The sequence below is a fragment of the Streptomyces sp. NPDC001617 genome, assembly GCF_053596855.1.
The window spans coordinates 19,047-38,027 of the sequence record NZ_JBSFHA010000025.1 but is presented as its reverse complement, the minus strand read 5'-3'; the positions used below and the strand labels follow the sequence as shown (position 1 = coordinate 38,027).

Annotated in this window: 14 protein-coding genes and 1 pseudogene; 13 read left to right on the top strand and 2 right to left on the bottom strand. The window is 70.5% G+C overall.

Annotated features, from left to right (window positions below; all coding sequences use genetic code 11):
- Positions 1-375: 375 nt before the first annotated feature.
- From ACWC09_RS20380 to ACWC09_RS20350, 7 genes and pseudogenes are all read left to right on the top strand, one after another.
- The gene (locus ACWC09_RS20380; protein ID WP_450851956.1) at positions 376-1,494 is read left to right on the top strand and encodes a S8 family serine peptidase; all 1,119 of its coding nucleotides are present in this window, start codon (positions 376-378) and stop codon (positions 1,492-1,494) included.
- A gap of 25 nt (positions 1,495-1,519) precedes the next feature.
- Positions 1,520-2,056, top strand: a complete 537-nt coding sequence (locus tag ACWC09_RS20375) for a hypothetical protein (protein WP_450851955.1) — start codon at positions 1,520-1,522, stop codon at positions 2,054-2,056.
- A gap of 257 nt (positions 2,057-2,313) precedes the next feature.
- A complete protein-coding gene (locus ACWC09_RS20370; RefSeq protein WP_450851954.1) occupies positions 2,314-3,327 on the top strand; it encodes a substrate-binding domain-containing protein in 1,014 nt (337 codons plus the stop codon).
- Between the two features lie 174 nt (positions 3,328-3,501).
- Positions 3,502-5,430, top strand: a pseudogene (locus ACWC09_RS20365) (nitrate- and nitrite sensing domain-containing protein); the annotation flags it as partial.
- A gap of 1,282 nt (positions 5,431-6,712) precedes the next feature.
- Positions 6,713-7,144 (top strand): roadblock/LC7 domain-containing protein, encoded by a 432-nt coding sequence (locus tag ACWC09_RS20360; protein WP_356353792.1) that lies wholly within the window; start codon positions 6,713-6,715, stop codon positions 7,142-7,144.
- 1 nt (position 7,145) lies between these two features.
- A complete protein-coding gene (locus ACWC09_RS20355; protein WP_450851953.1) occupies positions 7,146-7,502 on the top strand; it encodes a DUF742 domain-containing protein in 357 nt (118 codons plus the stop codon).
- Positions 7,489-8,100, top strand: coding sequence for a GTP-binding protein (locus tag ACWC09_RS20350; RefSeq protein WP_450851952.1), 612 nt, complete (start codon positions 7,489-7,491; stop codon positions 8,098-8,100). Before ACWC09_RS20355 ends, ACWC09_RS20350 begins: the two co-directional genes overlap by 14 nt.
- On the opposite strand, the gene ACWC09_RS20345 is transcribed toward ACWC09_RS20350, so the two are convergent.
- Both ACWC09_RS20345 and ACWC09_RS20340 read right to left on the bottom strand, forming a co-directional pair.
- A complete protein-coding gene (locus ACWC09_RS20345; RefSeq protein WP_450851951.1) occupies positions 8,081-9,643 on the bottom strand; it encodes a M81 family metallopeptidase in 1,563 nt (520 codons plus the stop codon). The genes ACWC09_RS20350 and ACWC09_RS20345 overlap by 20 nt on opposite strands.
- Before the next feature lie 49 nt (positions 9,644-9,692).
- On the bottom strand, positions 9,693-10,892 hold the full coding sequence (locus ACWC09_RS20340) for an ROK family protein (protein ID WP_450851950.1): 1,200 nt from the start codon (positions 10,890-10,892) through the stop codon (positions 9,693-9,695).
- Positions 10,893-11,073: 181 nt separating this feature from the next.
- Between ACWC09_RS20340 and ACWC09_RS20335 the strand changes: the two genes are divergently transcribed.
- The 6 genes from ACWC09_RS20335 (at position 11,074) to ACWC09_RS20310 (ending at position 18,904) form a co-directional block, all read left to right on the top strand.
- The gene (locus ACWC09_RS20335) at positions 11,074-12,816 is read left to right on the top strand and encodes a peptide ABC transporter substrate-binding protein (protein ID WP_450851949.1); all 1,743 of its coding nucleotides are present in this window, start codon (positions 11,074-11,076) and stop codon (positions 12,814-12,816) included.
- A gap of 3 nt (positions 12,817-12,819) precedes the next feature.
- A complete protein-coding gene (locus ACWC09_RS20330) occupies positions 12,820-13,779 on the top strand; it encodes an ABC transporter permease (protein ID WP_450851948.1) in 960 nt (319 codons plus the stop codon).
- Positions 13,780-13,805: 26 nt separating this feature from the next.
- On the top strand, positions 13,806-14,681 hold the full coding sequence (locus tag ACWC09_RS20325; protein WP_450852019.1) for an ABC transporter permease: 876 nt from the start codon (positions 13,806-13,808) through the stop codon (positions 14,679-14,681).
- On the top strand, positions 14,678-16,297 hold the full coding sequence (locus tag ACWC09_RS20320; protein ID WP_450851947.1) for a dipeptide ABC transporter ATP-binding protein: 1,620 nt from the start codon (positions 14,678-14,680) through the stop codon (positions 16,295-16,297). Before ACWC09_RS20325 ends, ACWC09_RS20320 begins: the two co-directional genes overlap by 4 nt.
- Positions 16,294-17,217: an ROK family protein gene (locus tag ACWC09_RS20315; RefSeq protein ID WP_450851946.1), complete on the top strand. Its 924-nt coding sequence runs from the start codon at positions 16,294-16,296 to the stop codon at positions 17,215-17,217. Before ACWC09_RS20320 ends, ACWC09_RS20315 begins: the two co-directional genes overlap by 4 nt.
- A 280-nt stretch (positions 17,218-17,497) precedes the next feature.
- Complete coding sequence (locus ACWC09_RS20310) at positions 17,498-18,904, top strand: glycoside hydrolase family 43 protein (protein WP_450851945.1); 1,407 nt, start codon at positions 17,498-17,500, stop codon at positions 18,902-18,904.
- The last annotated feature ends 77 nt before the right edge of the window (positions 18,905-18,981 follow it).

Here is an 18,981-nt window from a genome sequence, read left to right as displayed (position 1 = left end):
GCCGCCGACACAGGCAGCGCCTGTGCCGACTGTCCGGCTAACGCACCGAACAACGCGCCGGCAGCGACGAGCGCCGTCGCTCTCAGTGAAAAGCGCGCACGCCGATGGGATGTCCCGAAGCGGCCCATGTGTGGATTCCCCCGCCACCGCACAGTTCGTCTACGAACTTCTGACAGCGAGGGGTTGTATCAGCCGGTCGGGTCGTTGCAACAGCCTTCTATCTCCGGACATCACCACAGAAACATCACATGACACACGCAGGTTTGAAGACCTCATGAGTCACCCTTGACTGTTCCATGCCAACATTGCAGGCCAATCTTCCTGTGAAGCAAGGAAGTTGATGTGCCGTCAGGGCACAGGCGGGGGAAGAATTCCGTGCGGGGGATTGTCAGGTCCTGGGCGTACGCCGCCCTGCCGTCGCTGCTGGTGCTGTCCACCGGGTCGGCCCCGGCCGCGCCCGTACCCGCCGCCGCGCAATGGCCGCTGGACGCCCGGCACTTCGACGCGTCCCGGGTCTGGCCGCTCAGCGAGGGGGACCACGTCACGGTGGCCGTGGTGGACACCGGCGTGAACGCCCGTCACCCGGACCTGGCCGGGCGGGTCCTGCCCGGCACGGATCTCACCCACCAGGCCGCGACCGGCCAGGTGGACCTCTCCGACGACTCCCACGGCACCTCCATCGCCGGAGTCATCGCGGGCGGCGGCGGCAAGGACGGAGCGGTGGCGGGCCTGGCGCCCAGGGCGACCGTCCTGCCCGTGCGGGTCAGCTCCGGCACCGCGGCGGACCCGCTCGCGCTGGCCCAGGGAATCGTCTACGCGGCCCGCCACGGGGCCGATGTGATCAACGTGTCCATGGTCACCACCACCGCCGACCCACAACTCCGCGACGCCGTCTCCTACGCCGTCCAGCACGACATCGTCGTCGTGGCCGCCGCGGGCAACAGCGGCCGCGCGGGGAACCCCGTGACCTACCCGGCGGCCTTCCCCGGCGTCGTGGCCGTCTCCGGAACCACCCGAACCGGAACGTTCTGGCAGACCAGCGAGTCGGGCCCGTACGTCGCCCTGGCCGGGCCCGCGGTCGGCATCTACTCGGCGAAGAACAGCGGCGGCCACCTCACCGAGGACGGCACCAGCTACTCGGCCCCGTATGTCGCCGCCGCGGCCGCGCTGCTGCGGTCCCGGTACCCGAAGGAGAGCGCCGGACAGATCATCGGCCGGCTCATCGGGACCGCCGACCGCTCCGCGGACGGGCCCCGGCGCGACGAGCACCTCGGCTACGGCGTCGTGGACCCGCTCAAGGCGCTCCACGCGCCGGAACCGGCGTCCCGCGCCAACCCGCTGCTCGGCTCGGCCGCCGCCCCCTCGGGACGGGGGTCGGCGACCGGACCGGGCCGGGCGGCCTGGACGGCAGGGGCCGTCGGGGCGGCGGGCGTCTTGGTGGCCGCGGGCATCGTCGTCCACCGCCGTCGTCGGCGCGCTCCGCGCACCCGCTGACACCCCCGTCGACCAGAGGATCCGCATGCAGGTACCGCACCGCGTCGCCCCCTTCACCGCCCTCGTCCGCCGCCACCCCGCAGTGAGTGCCGCGGCTGTCGCCCTGGGCGTCCTCACCGGCGTGCTCCTCACCGTGTTCCTGACCGGCGGCCGGTCCGCCCCACGGGCCGCCAATGTCTCCCGCAACCTTCGCGCCTGTCTGCTCGACTCCCCCGCGAACTCCACCGACGCCGCCCTCACCCGGGCGACCTGGCAGGGCCTGCGGGCTGCCGCCGACACCGGCAAGGTCAACGCACAGCGCTTCACGGCCCCCACCGTCGACGCCAAGGCGGCGCTGCCGTACATCAACGGCGCCGTCCAGCACCACTGCGGCCTGATCTTCGCGGTGGGCACCGGGATGAGACCCGCGACGGAGGCCGCCGCCAAGGCCAACCCGCGCCAGCAGTTCGTTCTCGTCGGCACCACCTCCTCGCACGCCCACGTCTCGGCCATCACGGCGTCGGACGACGCCCCGGGCGCGCTGGCCGACAAGGTGAGGAAATTCGTCTCGGCACGGCTCTGACGTTCATGGGGCCGACTGGCATCCCATGATGGGTGCCGACCGGCAACGACCGCACGGTCGTTCCAGGGTCGTCAAACATCACGAAGCGGCACCAGTGACTCACTTAAAGTGGCTGCTCACTTGACTACCGGCGGTCACACGCGATTGGCTCCGGCCAGCGAGTGTCACCCGGACGGCGTGCGGCGTGCCGGACAACGGCCGGTGACGTGTTCGCGCTGTTCCTCCAGCTCGGCCGCACAGCGAGGTGCCGCACTCCCATGAAGACTCCTCCTTCATCCCCCCTCTCCCGCAGACCGGTTCGCCTCGCGGCCGTGGCCGTGGTCGCCGGGCTGCTCATGGCGGGCTGTTCCGCGTCCGGCGACGGGTCGGACGCCACGGCGGACGCCGTCGGCAAGGCGGGCGGCGGCGCTCGCATCAAGGTCGCCATGGTCACGCACGGCGCGAAGGGCGACGCCTTCTGGGACCTGGTGAAGAAGGGCGCCGAGGACGCGGCGGCCAAGGACGGCGTCGATCTGACGTACGCCAGCGACTCGGACGCGGCCGGGCAGGCCGAGCTGGTGCGGGACGCGATCCGGGACAAGGTCGACGGCATCGCGGTGACCCTCGCCAAACCGCAGGCGATGAAGGGGCCGATGGCCCAGGCGCGGGGGGCGGACATCGCCGTGGTCGGGATCAACTCCGGTATCGACTCCTGGAAGTCCGAGGGGCTGCTGGAGTACTTCGGGCAGGACGAGAGCGTGGCCGGACAGGCCGTCGGCACCAAGCTGGACGGCCTGAAGGCCAAGCACGCCGTGTGCGTCATCCACGAGCGCGGCAACGTGGCGCTGGAGGCGCGCTGCGCGGGCATGAAGAAGACCTTCGACGGCCAGCTGGAGAACCTCTACGTCGAGGGCACCGACGCGAACGCGACCGCCGCCGTGATCACGGCCCGGCTGCGGCAGGACCCGACGATCGACGAAGTGGTCACCCTCGGCGCCCAGTTCGCGCTGCTGGCCGTCAAATCGGTGAAGGCGTCGGGCAGCAGGGCCAAGGTCGCCACCTTCGACCTCAACAAGGACCTGGTGAAGGCCGTCCAGAACGGCAGTGTGCAGTTCGCCGTGGACCAGCAGCCGTATCTGCAGGGCTATCTCGCGGTGGACGGGCTCTGGCTGTACCGGACCAACGGCAACATCAGCGGCGGCGGTGTCTCCCCCGTGCTCACCGGACCGGCGTTCGTGACCAGGACCAACGTGGCCGCGGTCGCCCGGTTCGCGGAGCGTGGGACGCGCTGAGCCGGCCGCCGGACGACATTTCGTACAGCAATGTCGCGAAAGAATCGGAGACCAGTGGCACGTGCGGTCACTTGTACGGATAGCATCCTGTGCACCCCTTCTCTCCCAGCTCACGGCCACCCCCGTCTCCGTCTCCCCTCCCCTTCTCCGTTCCGCTGATCGCCTAGGACGACGATGTCTCCACGGAAAGGTCCCCGGCGCCGGCTCGGCTCCATACGTCTCTCCCTGATCCTGCTGGCCCTGGTACCCAGCGTCACGCTCGCCGCGATGTGGGGTGTGACGACGACCCAGATGTTCACCGAAGGGCTACGGCTGCGCGCGCAGACCGAGTTGAGCCAGGCGACCGGTGCCATGGGCACCGAGGCCACGCTCGCGCTGCAGCGGGAGCGCAGTCTGTCGGCGGCCTGGCTGGCCCACGACCCGCGCGGCTCCCGGGCCGCGCTGGACGCACAGCGCAAGGTGACGGACAAGGCGGTCGCCAAGCTGGTCGGCCAGTCCGACGCCATCAACAAGGCGCCGGCGCGCATCTCGGACCGGCTGTACTCGGTGCTCGGTTCGGTCGGCAGCCTGGAGTACTACCGGGGGCAGGTGGACGACCCGACCGACATCACCACCGCGCAGGCGCTGGACCAGTACGGTTCGATCATCGACGACCAGATCCATGCCTTCCAGGAGCTCTCCCAGGTCGACGACGGCGACCTCACCTCGCAGGCCGGTCCGCTGGTCGCGCTGGAGCACGCGGCGGAGCTGGTGGCGCAGGAGGACGCGCAGCTGACCCTCGCCTGGCCGTCCGGACATCTGGGCGAGAAGCAGTGGGCCACCTTCGCGCAGCTGGTCAACACCCGGCGCTGGCTGGTCGAGGACCAGATCGTGCCGTCGCTGACCGGCAGCGCGAAGACGCAGACCGAACGGATCCTGCAGAGCCCCGAGTGGCAGGGCGTGCAGGACATCGAGGACAAGGTGCTCGCGGCCCGGGCCTCCGCCGCCGGCGGGAGGATCGCGCTGCCGGACGCGCGCGACCAGTGGGCGGCCGCCTTCTCGAAGGTCGGCGACGAGTACGGGCGGATGATCCAGGCCCAGACGTCGGGGCTGCTCGAACACAGCGCCGACAAGGCGCAGAGCCTCCTGGTCACCGCCGCCTGGCTGAGCGCGGGCGGCCTGATCGCGCTGCTGCTGTGCGTGGGCATGTCCTGGCGGATCACCCGCTCGCTGTCGCGGCGGCTGCGAGGGCTGCGGGAGGCCACGCTGAGCCTGGCGGAGGAACGGCTGCCGGACGTGGTGGCGCGGCTGGACCGGGGCGAGAAGGTCGACGCGGACGAGGCGACGCCGCCGCTGGACTACGGCGGCGACGAACTGGGCCAGGTGGCGAGGGCGTTCAACAAGGCGCAGCGCACGGCCGTGCACACCGCGGTCGAACTCGCCGACATCCGGCGGGGTTTCCAGAAGGTCATCCTCGGTATCGCCCGCCAGTCGCAGAACCTGGTCAACCTGCAGCTCACCAAGCTGGACGCGCTGGAGCGCGAGCACACCGACCCGGACGTGCTCAAGGGCCTGTACGAACTGGACTCCACGGCAAGCCAGTTGCGGCGGTACGAGGAGAACCTGGTCATCATCAGCGGGGAGCAGCCCCGGCGCAGCTGGCGGGAGCCGGTCGCGCTGATCGACATCCTGCGCAGTGCGGTGGGTGAGGTCGCCGAGTACCGGCGGGTCGAGGTGCACACCGACGAGGACGTCTACCTGGCGCCGCCCGCGGTGGCCGACGTGATCCACCTCCTCGCCGAGCTGATCGACAACGCGACGGCGTACTCGCCCTCGCCGGCGCCGGTCGGGGTGCGGGCCGCGATGGTCGCCAAGGGCCTTGTCGTCGAGGTCGAGGACCGCGGACTCGGCATGTCCGAGGAGGACTACGCCTCCTTCAACGAACAGCTCGCGGTGGAACCGAAGTTCGACGTGGTGGCCCTCGCCGGCGACCTCCGCCTCGGCATGTTCGTCATAGCCCGCCTCGCCACCCGCCACGGCATAGCCGTCACCCTGCGCGCCTCGCCGTACGGCGGCACGACGGCGATCGTGTTGCTGCCGCACGAGATCGTGGTGCGGGAGGCGGCGGACGGCGGGGAGCGGACCGGGGCCGGAGGGGGTGCCCGACGGGGCTACGCCGCGGGCACGGGAGCCGCTGAACAGGCGTGGGACGCCGACCGGGAGCATGTCCCTGAGGCACCGGCCGGGGTCTCGGCCTCGGTTCCGACGGCACGTGGCCGGGACGCCCTGGACGGAGGCGAGCACGCCCGCGCCGAGGAGACCGACGGCCCGGGAGAGGCCGGCCACGCCGAGGACACCGGGCGGGCGGAAGGCGACGCGCGCTCGGGTTCCGCGCAGATGGGCGGCGGCACAGGTGGGGACAGGGTCGCGGACGCCGGGGCGGACGGGGCCGACCGTGCGGGAGACGGCTCGCGCACGGGCGGAGGCAGGCACGCCGCAGCCGCCCGCGCTGCCGACGAGACCGAGGGCACGTCGAAGGCGCGCGGCGCCGGCGGAGGCAGGCACGCAACTGGTGCCACGCCGGCAGAGGCGGACGAAGCCGGAGACACGGCCGCGACCGGCCGTGCAGCCGACGCCATACGTGGCTCCGCCCCCGGAGGCGAATACGTAGTCGGCCAGGGTCGCCCTGCGGAGCTCGACCAGGAAGCCGGGCAGGGCCGGGAAGCCGGGCTCGACCGGGAAGCCGGGCAAGGCCGGGAAGCCGGGCAAGGCCAGGAAGCCGGGCTCGACCGGGAAGCCGGGCAAGGCCAGGAAGCCGGGCTCGACCGGGAAGCCGGGCAAGGCCGCGGAGCCGGACCAGGCCAGCAAGCCGGGCTCGACCGGGAGTCAGGGCTTGCCCGAGGCCTCGGACGGGCGGGCGGCGGCGGGAGCGCGGACGGTGGACGGGCGGACGGGGGCGGACGTGCCGACGCGGTCGGCGGCGGACGTGCCGACACCGTCGGCGGCGGACGTGCCGACACCGTTGGCGGACGGAGGGGCGCGGCCGAACCCGCGGACGCCGAGCCCCAGCCCCTCACCCGCCGTCCCGGCCTCGCCCCCCTCCCCCGCCGGGTCCCCCAGACCAGCCTGGCCGCCGAGTTGCGGGAGGAGTCGGAGATCCGGCAGGACGGGCATGTCGACGAGTTCACCGCGGAGCAGGCCGCCTCCTCGCTCGCCGGGTTCCAGCGCGGCACGCTCCGGGCACGTGACGACGAGGGCACGGCGGAGTACGACCAGGAGGAGACCCCCGTACCGGAAGACCCGCAGGATCCGGACCCGCAGCCACCCGCCACCGCCGCACAGGTGCCCGCCACCGGCCCCCACGTCCCCTCGCCCCCGCCCGCCGACCGCTGACGAAGGACACGTCATGACACGCCCCATCCCCGCCACCCACACCGCACTGGACCAGTTGCTCACCGGCCTGGTGGACCGGGTCGCCGAGGTCAACCACGCCGTGGTGCTCTCCGAGGACGGCCTGGTCGTCAGCAAGTCCACCGGGTTCCTGCGCGACGACGCGGAGCGGCTGGCCGCCACCGCGTCCGGGCTGATGAGCCTCAGCAAGGGAGTGAGCATGGACTTCCGAGGCGGGCCGGTCCGGCAGGCGCTCATCGAGATGGCCAACAGCTTTCTCATACTCACCTCCGCCGGTCCCGGCGCCCACCTCGTCGTCCTCACCAACGCGGGAGCGGACGTCGGCGTGGTCGCGTACCAGATGAACATGCTGGTGAAGAAGATCGGCGAGCACCTCAGCGCGGCTCCCCGGGCCGGCATCGGCCCCACCGTCGATTCCGGCGCGTGAGGTGGGCGGAGGCGACACGGCAGGCCGTCTCGTACGACCGTTCGCCCTGACCGGGGGACGCACCCGGCCGAGCCGCGCCGATTTCACGCTGATCACGACGGTGACCGCGGTGGACCCGCCGCCGACCTGGGCCACCCGACCGCAGCCGGAGCAGCAGCGCATCCTGCGCCACTGCGCCCGGCCGATCGCCGTCGCGGAACTCGCCGCCCTGCTCGACCTCCCGGTCAGTGTGGTGGTGATCATGCTGTGCGATCTGCTGGAGGCGGGACGGATCACCGTCCGCCCGCCGCGCCCGGTCTCCCAGACCCCGGACCTGGACCTGCTGCAGAAAGTGAGGGACGGCCTTGGCCGACTCTGACACCGTCACTCGGGCCGCGCCCGACACGGTCAAGATTCTGATCGCCGGCGGCTTCGGCGTCGGCAAGACCACCATGGTCGGCTCGGTCAGCGAGATCGCCCCGCTGCGCACCGAGGAACCGCTGACCGAGGCCGGCCTGGGCATCGACGACCTCGCCGGCATCGAGGAGAAGAAGGCCACCACGGTGGCCCTGGACTTCGGCCGGATCACGATAGGCGACGACCTGGTCCTGTACCTCTTCGGCACCCCGGGCCAGCAGCGCTTCTGGTTCATGTGGAACGACCTCGCCCTGGGCGCGCTGGGCGCCGTCGTCCTGGTCGACGTCCGCCGCCCGGAGTCCAGTTTCGCCGCGATCGACTTCTTCGAACGCCGGGGCATCCCCTTCGTCGTCGGCGTCAACGGCTTCTACGGCGAACACCCGTACCCGCCCGACGAGATCCGCGACGCCCTCGCCCTGCCGGACCATGTCCAGGTCCTGCTGTGCGACGCCCGCGAGCGCGGCTCGTGCCGGGACGTACTCATCGCCCTGCTCGACCAGTTGATCGCCGTCGCGGAAGAGGCCGAGGGGGGCGGGACGCTCACTCGTCCGGGCCGGTGAGGGGTTCGGTGGAGGACGGGATGACCCTGGCCCTGAGGTCGGGGGCGGGCATGTCCGGGTCGAAGGGGAACATGGGGCGCCGGATGCGGTGGTGACCGAGGCGGGGCAGGTCCTGGTCGACGCCGCCGGGGGTCAGAGCCATCTTCCAGTCGGCGGCCATGGCGAAGAGCTCGGGTTCCAGATAGCCGATCTTGACGATGACGACGTCTGCCGTGCGCGGGTCCAAGTCCAGGTCGGTGAAGTCGTGTTCGTGGTGGTACGGCTTCCTCAGCCGCGTCAGGATCACCTGCACGCCGCCCACCCGCAGCACGACCTCCGTCTCCGCGTCCCGGTCCCCGTGCCGGATGGCGTGGACCACGCCGGTCAGCGTGAGCGGTCCCGCGTGACGGTCGTCGACCTCGGCGCCCGCGGTGACGGTGACGGTCGCTCCGATGCCGGCCTTCTCGGCCGTGTCGACAGCGGACGGTCCCGGCAGGGAGGCGTAGATGACCGTCGGGCCGGCCGGGTCCTTGAACTCCGGGCGGGACAGGACCTGTTGAAGACCCCAGGTGACGTCGCCCGCGCCGCCGGCGGTGGGGTTGTCGCCGGTGTCGCTGATGAAGTACGGGCGGGCGGCGGAGGCGAGGGCCTCGTCGAGGCAGTCGTCGAGCGTGCCGGTGGGGGCTACGAAGTCGAAGTCGTGCCGGGCGGTCCAGAAGCCGCGGGCGAGGTGTTCGGCACCTGCTGCCACCGCCTCGCGGTCAGGTCCGGTGACCACGACCGCCGCCCGGTTGCGGGGTTCGTCCGCCCATGCGTACCCGACCCACATGGCCGCGTCGGTAACGCCGTTGACAGCCTCGACCTCGTCCACGGCCGCGTACACGCTCTTCGCCGGCTCGATCCGGGTGGACGTCTGCTCCCCGGCCAGCAGCACCGGCACGGGGACCCACGCCTTGACCGGCCTGGGCTCGCCGCTCGTCAGGAGGTCGACGAGGTTGCGGGCGGCCCGTTCTTTCGTCTCCATCGCGTCCTCGTGCGGGGCCATGCGGTAACAGGTGATCAGGTCGCTCCGGTGGACGAGCTCGCGGGAGACGTTGCCGTGCAGGTCCATGGAGGTCGACACGATGACGTCCGGGCCGATCGTCTCCCGGACGCGGGCGAGGAGTTGGGCCTCCGCGTCATCCAGGCCCTCGACCGTCATCGCACCGTGGATGTCGAACCAGAGTCCGTCGATACGACCCAACCGGCCGAGTCCGTCGAGGAGTTCGGCGGAGAGTTCGGCGTACGCCGACGCCGTCACCGTGCCGCCGGGCAGCGCCTTGCCGACCAACGCGCCGTGCCAGTCGGCTGCTTGGCGGAGTGGGGTGCCGGGGGCGAGGAAGGGATAGCGGGTGAGGACGTCGTCGCCGTGCTGGGGGTGGAAGGCGGGGGCTTCGGTGCGGGCCGGGGAGAAGGTCGAGGACTCGATGCCCAGGCCTGCGATCGCGATGACGGGACGGGAAGAAGACACGATTGCTCCAGGTCGTATGTTCTCTGCGGATTCGTTGTGGCTGGTCGCGCACATACGGCGGAGCCGCACATCGATGCAGCCCCGCGCCCCCGAAGAAGGTCGGTCACCTGGGCCTTGATTCGCCCGTGGCCGTTTGCAGCGCGTGTGCCAATGCTCGCTGCAACGCGAACTGGCCTGCGCCGACCAGGCCCGCGTCCGCGCCCAGGCTCGCTCGCTCGATCGCCAGGTGTTCGGTGACGAGCGGATGGCAGCCCTCGTACAACTGGCTGCGTACCGCGGCGACGAACGGCTCCAGTGTGGAGAGGATGCCGCCCAGGTACACCGCGTCGGGGTTGAAGAAGTTGACGTTGGCGGCGAGGACCTGCCCCAGGTAGCGGCCGGCCTGGCGGACCGCACGGGTGGCCTCCGGGTCGGCGTCGGTGGCGAGGCGTACGACGTCCTCGGTGGAGGCGACCTCCAGGCCGCGTTCGCGCAGGATGCGGACGAGGGCCGCGCCCGAGGCGACGGTCTCCAGGCATCCGGTGTTCCCGCAGGAACAGGGGATGTCGTGGGCGGCCTCGACGCGGACGTGGGTGATCTCGCCTGCGGCGCCGGTACCGCCGCGGTAGAGGCGGCCGTCGGCGATGACGCCGGCGCCGATCGCCGTGCCGGTCTTCACCATGATCGACTGGCGGCGCTCGACGGGCTGGACGGTGTGCTCGCCGACGGCCATGCAGTTGGCGTCGTTCTCGATGGCCGCCGGAACGCCGAAGCGGTCCTCCAGCCAGGAACGGACGGGAAAACGGTTCCAGCCGGGCATCCGGGACGGGAGCGTGACGACGCCGGAGGCCACGTCCACCGGGCCGGGGAGGGAGAGGCCGACGCCCCGGAGCAGGGACCGCCCGTGCTGCTCGGCGAGGTCTTCGAGGGTCTGGGCCAGTCCGGGCAGCGCCGCCTGCGGCCCGTCCGCCGTCGGGAACGGCACCGTCGACACCTCGGTCAGCCCGCCGCCCGGGAGCACCACGCCCACATGTGCGTGTCGTCCCCCGAGCTCGGCCGCCACCGCGAACCCGTCGCTGCCGCCCAGCCGCAGCACCTTGCGCGGCCGTCCGCCCGCCGACGACACCGTGCCCTCCTCGGCGACCAGCCCGTGGTCCAGCAACTGGGCCACGGTGAACGAGATCGTCGAGGGCGCGGCACCCAGCAGTCCGGCGATCTCCGTACGGGTCGACGCCTGTCCGGAGGCGAGGAGTTCGAGGACGCGCTCGGCCAGCGAGGAGACGCCGGCGCCGTTCTTCCGGCGCGGCGGACTTTTTTCGGTCATGGACGAAGTAACTTCCGTCGACGGCGGTCGGAGCGACGAGCGTAGGCCAACCCGCGCCCCTCCACGCTTTTTTCAGAACGGCAGTAACAGGCTTTTTACAGCTGTGTGTCTGTTTCTACGAACACTCGGGTCGTTGACTGTCCTCGCCCCCGCCTCCGCCCGCCTTTCTTCGAGGAGAGCCATGTCCCCTGCCCGCACGAGACTCCTGGCCGCCGGTGTCACCTTCTCCGCGGGCACGCTGCTGCTCGCGGGCTGCTCGGGTTCGAGCGGCACGTCGTCGGCCTCCAAGGACTCCATCGACTACGCGCTGCCCGCGAACTTCACGCCGAACTGGATCCTGCCGATCGGCACGGCCGCACACCTGAACACCAACAACATCTCCATCGCGAACACGCTCTGGGAACCGCTGATCGCCTATGACGGCTCGACCGGCAAGATCGGCTGGAACAAGGCCGGTTCGATCGCCACGGCCGCCGACTTCGCCGCCGACAACAAGAGCGTGAGGATCACCCTCGGGGACCGCCACTGGAGCGACGGGAAGCCGATCACCTCCGAGGACGTCAAGTTCTGGTTCGACCTCATCAAGGCGAACAAGGCGCAGTGGGCGGGCTACAACCCCGGCAAGGCACCGGACAACTGGACGTCCTTCAAGGTCGAGGACGCCCGCCACTTCACGATCACCTTCGACAAGGCGTACAACCCGCAGTGGATGCTGGCGAACGAGCTGAACTCCATCAACCCGCTGCCCCAGCACGTCTGGGACAAGGGTGACCCCCAACAGACCTGGACGTACCTCAACAACGCCGCCAAGAACATCGGTGATTATGCCTCCAACCCGCTCTGGAGGACCATCAGCGGGCCGTACTCCGTGAAGTCCTTCTCGACGGCCGGCAAGGTCGTCCTCACCGCCAACAAGAAGTACGACGGCGGGGAGAAGCCCGGCATCTCCACGGTGAACCTGCTGCCGTTCACCACCACCGACGCCGAGAAGAACGCCCTGCGCTCCGGCACAGTCGACTACGGCTACATCGAGCCGACCGACCTCGACCAGAAGGCGAGCTTCACCGGGCAGGGATATGAGGTGAAGCCGTGGTCGGGGTGGGCGATCACGTATATGCCGTACAACTTCAACAACCCTTCCATGGGCGCCGTGTTCAAGCAGCTGTACGCCCGGCAGGCGGTGCAGCGGTCGATCGACCAGACGAGCCTCGCGAAGGTCGTCTTCAACGGGACGGCGATCCCCGGGTACGGGCCGGTGCCGCAGGGGCAGGCGTCCGACTTCGTCTCGCCGACGCAGAAGGGGAATCCATATCCGTTCTCGACGTCGGCCGCCACGTCCCTTCTGACAAGCCATGGTTGGGCCGAGCAGGGTGGCGTGATGACCTGCACCGAGCCGGCGAAGTGCGGTGACGGGGTCGCCAAGGGGACCAAGTTCGAGATGACGGTGCTTTCGCAGTCCGGGTCGACCGTCACCGACAACATGATGAGCGCGATCCAGTCCTCGCTGGCGAAGACCGGCATCAAGTTCTCCATCAGGACCGCGCCGGTCAACTCGGTGCTCTCGCAGACCCCGCCGTGTACCGCGAGCCAGTCCCTCTGCACGTGGCAGCTGTCCTTCTTCGGCACGGCGGGCAGCTGGTACTTCAACGCCTTCCCCACCGGTGACTCGCTCTTCCAGACCAAGGGCGGCTCGAACTTCGGGAGTTATTCCAACCCGGACGTCGACAAGCTCATCACCGCCTCCACGACGTCGAGTTCGAACCAGGCCGTGCAGGACTACAGCGCCGCCCTCGCCAAGGACCTGCCGGTGATCTGGCTGCCGGAGCCCGACTACCAGATCTCCGTCATCAAGAAGGGCCTCGGCGGCTTCTCCCAGGACTCGCTCGCCAACTTCCACCCGGCCCAGTGGAAGTGGACCAGCTGAGGCATGGAGACTCTCGTCTATCTGGCCCGGCGGACGGCTCAGGCCCTCGTGGTGATCCTCATCGTCACGGTCGTGGTCTTCTGCCTGCTGCACGCCCTGCCCGGGGGTCCCGCGCGCGGGATCCTCGGGCCGCAGGCCACGGCCCAGCAGATCGCCGCGTTCAACCATGAGCAGGGGCTGGACCGGCCGTTGCCGGTTCAGTACGTCTACTACCTGCGGACTCTGCTGCACGGGGACCTGGGGACGTCGTACACCCTGAACGAGGCGGTGTCGCAGCTGATCGGGCAGCGACTGCCGAAGACGCTGGTGTTGACGGTGCTGTCGGCGGTCGTCGGGCTGGTGCCGGCGATTCCGCTCGGCATGTGGCAGGCGGTTCGGCGGAACAAGCCGGCCGACTACGTCATCACGACGCTGAGCTTTGTCGCCTACTCGACTCCGGTGTATTTCCTGGGGCTGGTCCTGGTGCTGGTGTTCACGCAGACGCTGCGATGGTTTCCGTCGCAGGCGCCGCAAGGGGACACATTGGCCCAGGTGTTCGCCGATCCGGTGGCGCTGGTGTTGCCGGTCGTCACGGGAGCCGCGTCGATGGTGGCCGTGTTCAGTCGGTATATGCGGGCGGCGACATTGGAGAACCTGTCCGAGGACTACGTCCGTACGGCTCGGGCGGGCGGGGCTCGGCAGGGGGCGATTCTGCTTCGGCATGTGTTTCGCAACTCGTTGACTCCTGTGATCGCCATGCTCGGGTATTACGTGCCGGTGCTGTTCGGGGGTGCGCTGGTGGTCGAGCAGCTCTTCAACTATCCGGGGATGGGGCTGTTGTTCTGGAGCGCGGCGCAGTCTTCCGACTATCCGGTGTTGCTGGGGTGTGTGCTGGTGATTTCTGTGGCGACGGTGGTGGGGTCGTTGCTGGCGGATGTCGTTCAGCGGGTTGTGGATCCTCGGGTGAAAGGGGGGCGGGCGTGAGTGTTCAGAGTGCCGGTCGGTGGAGGCTGGTCGCGCCCCGCGGCGGAGCAGCCCCTCACCACAGCCCCGCGCCCCTCAAGGGTTCGCGCTTCGCGCGCAATCGGCTTGCAGTGGCCGGAGTTGTTGTCGTAACCCTTTTCCTGCTGTTCTGTTTCGTCGGGCCGCTGATTTACTCCACCGATCAAACCCATACCGATCTGACGCAGGTCAATCTCTCGCCCAGTGGGGCCCACTGGCTCGGTACCGACGCCGTGGGACATGACCAGCTCGGGCGGCTCATGTACGGCGGGCGGGTCTCGTTGCTCGTCGGGCTTGCGGCCGGGGTTCTCGCGACCGTCATCGGGACGTTGTGGGGGGCCGTCGCCGGGTACGCGGGCGGATGGGTCGATGCGGCGATGATGCGGATCGTGGACGCCGGGATCGCGATTCCCGCGCTGTTCATCCTGCTGGTCGTGTCGGCGATCACCACTCCGGACACGGCCGGGCTGATTCTCGTACTGGGCCTGGTGTCGTGGCTGGTGCCGTCGCGGCTGGTGCGGGCAGAGACCCTGACCCTGAAGAGCCGTGACTACGTGCTGACGCTGCGCGCGACCGGCGGCACGCACACCCGGGCCGTCACCCGGCACATCCTGCCGAACTCGGTGTCCACCATCGTCGTCGCGGCCACCTTCCAGGTCGCCGACGCGATCCTGCTCATCGCGTACGTCTCGTATCTGGGGCTGGGCGTCCAGCCTCCGAAGACCGACTGGGGCGGCATGCTGTCGGCCGGGCTGACGGCGGCGTACTCCGGGCGCTGGTGGCTGATCGTTCCGCCGGGCCTCGCGATCATCCTGGTCGTCTGCGCGTTCAACGCCATCGGCGACGGGCTGCGCGACGCCTTCGACGTGAAGGGACGCGCATGAACATCCTGGAGGTCGAAGGACTCGACGTCACCTTCCGCACGGACACGGGCGAGGTGCCCGCCGTGCGGGGTGTCTCCCTGCACGTCCGGCCCGGTGAGACGCTCGCCCTGGTCGGCGAGTCGGGGTCCGGGAAGTCGACGGTGGCACTGGCCACGATGGGGCTGCTGTCCCCCAACGCCCGTGCCTCGGGGCGGATTTCGGTCGACGGCACGGAGGTCGTCGGAGCCGGCGAGGCCGAACTCGCCCGGCTGCGCGGCCGTACCGCGTCGATGGTCTTCCAGGAGCCGGCCACCGCGCTCGATCCGCTCACCCGGGTGGGTGCGCAGATCGCCGAGGTCATCCGGAACCACCGTCCCATGGGGCGGGCGGAGGCCGCGCGCGAGGCGGTCGAACTCCTGCGTCGCGTCGGCATCACCGAGCCGGAGCGAAGGGCGTCCGCCTTTCCGTTTCAGTTGTCGGGCGGGCAGCGGCAGCGGGTCGTCATCGCGATGGCCATCGCCAACTCGCCGGGGCTGCTGGTCGCGGACGAGCCGACGACGGCTCTGGATGTGACCGTGCAGGCCGAAATCCTGGATCTGCTGCGGGGGTTGGCGGCCGACTCCGGCACCGGCGTGCTGCTGGTCACCCACAACATGGGCGTCGTCGCCGACTTCGCCGACCGGGTGGCGGTGATGTGGCAGGGCGAGATCGTGGAGACCGGGCCGGTGGAGGAGGTGCTGCTGCGGCCACGGCACGAGTACACGCGGACGTTGTTGGCGGCGGTGCCTCGGCTGGCCTTGAGCGGGCAGGACGCCCCGCCGCGTCAGGACGCTCCGGTCGTGGAACTCCGGGATGTGGGCGTGCAGTTCGGGCGTGGGTCGCGGGCCGTGCGTGCCCTCGACGGCGTTTCGCTCGACGTCCGGCCCGGCGAGACCGTGGGTCTTGTGGGAGAGTCCGGGTCCGGCAAGTCGACGGCGGCACGGGTCGCCCTGGGGCTGGTGCCGGTGGACTCCGGGACCGTGTCGCTCTTCGGTACCGATCTCGGGCGTTCCCGGGGGCGGAAGCGGCGGGCGCTGCTGTCCGGGGTGGGGGTGGTGCTGCAGGATCCGGTGGCCTCGCTGGACGCCCGGATGAGTGTGGCCGAGTGTGTCGCCGAGCCGCTGCGGATGCACCGGCGGGGCATGTCGGCGGCCGAGCGGCGGGCCCGGGTCGCGGAGGTGCTCGAACTGGTGCGCCTGTCGGCGGAGTTGGGGGCGCGCGGGCCGCGTGAGCTGTCCGGCGGTCAGCGGCAGCGGGTGAGCCTCGCGCGGGCGCTGGTGCTCTCGCCCCGGCTGCTGGTCGCCGACGAGCCGACCAGCGCGCTCGACGTGAGTGTGCAGCGGACGGTCCTCGAGGTGATCGCCGAGTTGCAGCGCGAGCTTGGGTTCGCCTGTCTGTTCGTCTCCCATGACCTGGCCGTCGTACAGGAGTTCGCGCAGCGGGTCGTCGTCCTGCGGGCCGGGCGGGTCGAGGAGCAGGGGCCCACCATGTCCACGCTGCTGCGTCCGCGGACCGACTACACACGGCGGCTGATCGCGGCCGTGCCGGTGCCGGATCCGGTGGTGCAGCGGCAGCGGCGGACGGGGGTCACCGCGTGACGGGGGTCGTCGCGGGCATCGACATCGGCGGTACGAGTATCCAAGTAGTCCTCTGTGCACGGGACTTGAGCGTCACCGCGCGCCTGGAGGTGCCGACGCCGGCCACCGAGGGCGGGGCGGCGATGGTGGGCGCCGCGCTGGACGCCGTACGGCGGCTGCTGGAGCGAACTCCCGTACAGCTGGTCGGGGTCGGGATCGGGGCTGCCGGGGTGGTGGACGCTCGGGCCGGCCGGATTCTGGTGGCCAGCGACTCGTTCACCGGGTGGGCCGGGTTCGAGGTCACGGCGGAGGTCGAAGGGGCTCTGGGCGTACCGGCGTTCCTCGACAACGACGTCAACGCCTTCCTGCGCGGCGAGGTGACCGCCGGCGCGGTGGCGGGCGAACCGGACGTGCTCGGCATGACGCTGGGGACCGGGGTGGGCGGGGCGCTGTGGCTGGACGGGGCCTTGTACGAGGGGCCGCACGGGGCGGCCGGCGAGATCGGGCATGTGCCCGGCTTCGGAGAGCTGCCGTGCACCTGTGGGGGGCGGGGGCATCTGGAGACGCTGGCCTCGGGCCGCTCGCTCGCCGCGCGTTACGGCGAGCGCACCGGCCGGACGGTGACCGCCGGCGCCGTCGCCGAGGCGGCGGGGCGAGGCGACCCGGACGCGCTCGCCGTGTACGAGGCGGCGGGGGCCGGCGTGGCCCGCGCACTGTTGATCGCGGCCGGCCTGCTCGACGTCACGACGTGTGTGATCGGCGGGGGCGTCAGCCGTTCCTGGGCGCTGGTCGAGCCGGCGATCACACGGACGCTGGCCGCCGAGCCTCCGGTGAGCGGACGCCCGGTCCGCGTGCTGCCCGCCGGGCTCGGCCGTGACGCGGTGGCCGTCGGGGCGGCGGCGCGGGTCCGTGCGGAACTCGGGTCGGCCGCGCGGGTATGAGGGGGCGGGCCCGATTCCCCCGGGCCCGCCCCTCGCTCAGTCCATCTCCCCCGCCCAGCGTCCGTCCCTCACATAGGCGCGGTCGGCCAGGGCGGCGCGGGATCCCGTGATCCTCCCTGTTGATTACCTGTGGATAACGGTCGGAAATCAGCCAAGAGCGACCGCGCGATTGACGCGCATCCGTCACATCCCTACCTTCTGATCGGTTTACCGAACTGTGTTCGATATACCGGCCATCGGGCACCCCCGCACGCCCGCCCCCGCACGCACTGGAGCGCATATGAACGCCAGACCGCCGCACCCCCTCCCCCACCCCTCCCGCCGCCACTTCCTCGGCATGGCGGCGACCGTCCCGCTGGCCGCCACCGGCGCCCTGGCGCTCGGCGCCGGGACGGCTCGGGCGGCCACCAACTCGGCCTATGTCATGTGCTACTTCACCGAGTCGCCGGACATGCTGGCCGCCAACTACGGACTGCACCTGGCCGTCAGCAAGGACGGTCTGCAGTGGACACCCCTCAACCAGAACGACCCCGTCGCCACCCCGACCGCGGGCTCCACGGGCCTGCGCGACCCCTTCATCCTGCGCAAGCAGGACGGCACGTTCGTGGTGCTGGCCACCGACCTCAAGGGCACCGACTGGACCTACGTCAGCCAGTACATCCATGTCTGGGACTCCACCGACCTGCGCACCTTCACCGGCTACCGGCGGATGAAGCTGCACGACATGGACACCCACAGCTGGGCGCCGGAGGCCTTCTGGGACGCGGGCCGGGGCACGTACGGCGTGATCTACTCGGCCGTCAACTCCAGCGGCCACAACGTGATCATGATCAACTACACCGGTGACTTCATCACCGCCGGCGATCCCCAGGTCTTCTTCGACCCCGGCTACGACGTCATCGACGGCGACCTGGCCGTGGGCGTGAACGGCGTCAACTACCTCTACTTCAAGAAGAACTCGACGTTGGTCGGTGCCCGCTCCACCTCACTGGACCCCGGCAGCTTCACGGAGTTCAGCACCGCGGTCTCGCACAACGGCACGGAGGCGCCGACCCTGGTCAAGTCCCTTTCCTCCAGCTCGACCTGGTACCTCTGGGGTGACACCTGGTCCCCGAACGGCGTCTTCTACGCCTGGCAGACCAGCAGCCTGGCCGCCGGCACCTGGACGGCGCTGGACCAGAAGACCTACACCCAGCCGTTGAACTCCAAGCACTGCGGCATCCAGCCGATCACCACGACCGAGTACGACAACCTCGTCGCCACGTGGGGCACGCCCGCCTGGAACCGGCTCAAGTCCTACAACTACCCGGCCCGTTACGTCCGCCACTCCAACTTCGTCGGCCGTATCGACGAGTACGCCTTCGACCCGTACACGGACTCGCTGTGGAAGCTGGTACCGGGCCTCGCGGACTCGTCCGGTGTCTCCTTCCAGTCGGTCAACTACCCGACCCGCTACCTCCGTCACTACAACTACGCGCTCCAACTCGACGTGAACGACGGCACGTCGACGTTCGCGGCCGACGCGACCTTCTACCGGACCGCGGGTCTGGCGGACGCCTCCTGGTCGTCGTTCCGCTCGTACAACAACCCGACCCGCTACATCCGACACTCCAACTACGTCCTGCGCATCGACCCGATCTCGACCACGACGGACCAGCAGGACGCGACCTTCTCCGTGGGCTACTAGGTCTCCCCACTCCGCGAGCACCGGCAGCAGTTCGGGCAGCACGATGCGGGTGCCCCCGCCCGGGAGGGCACCCGCAT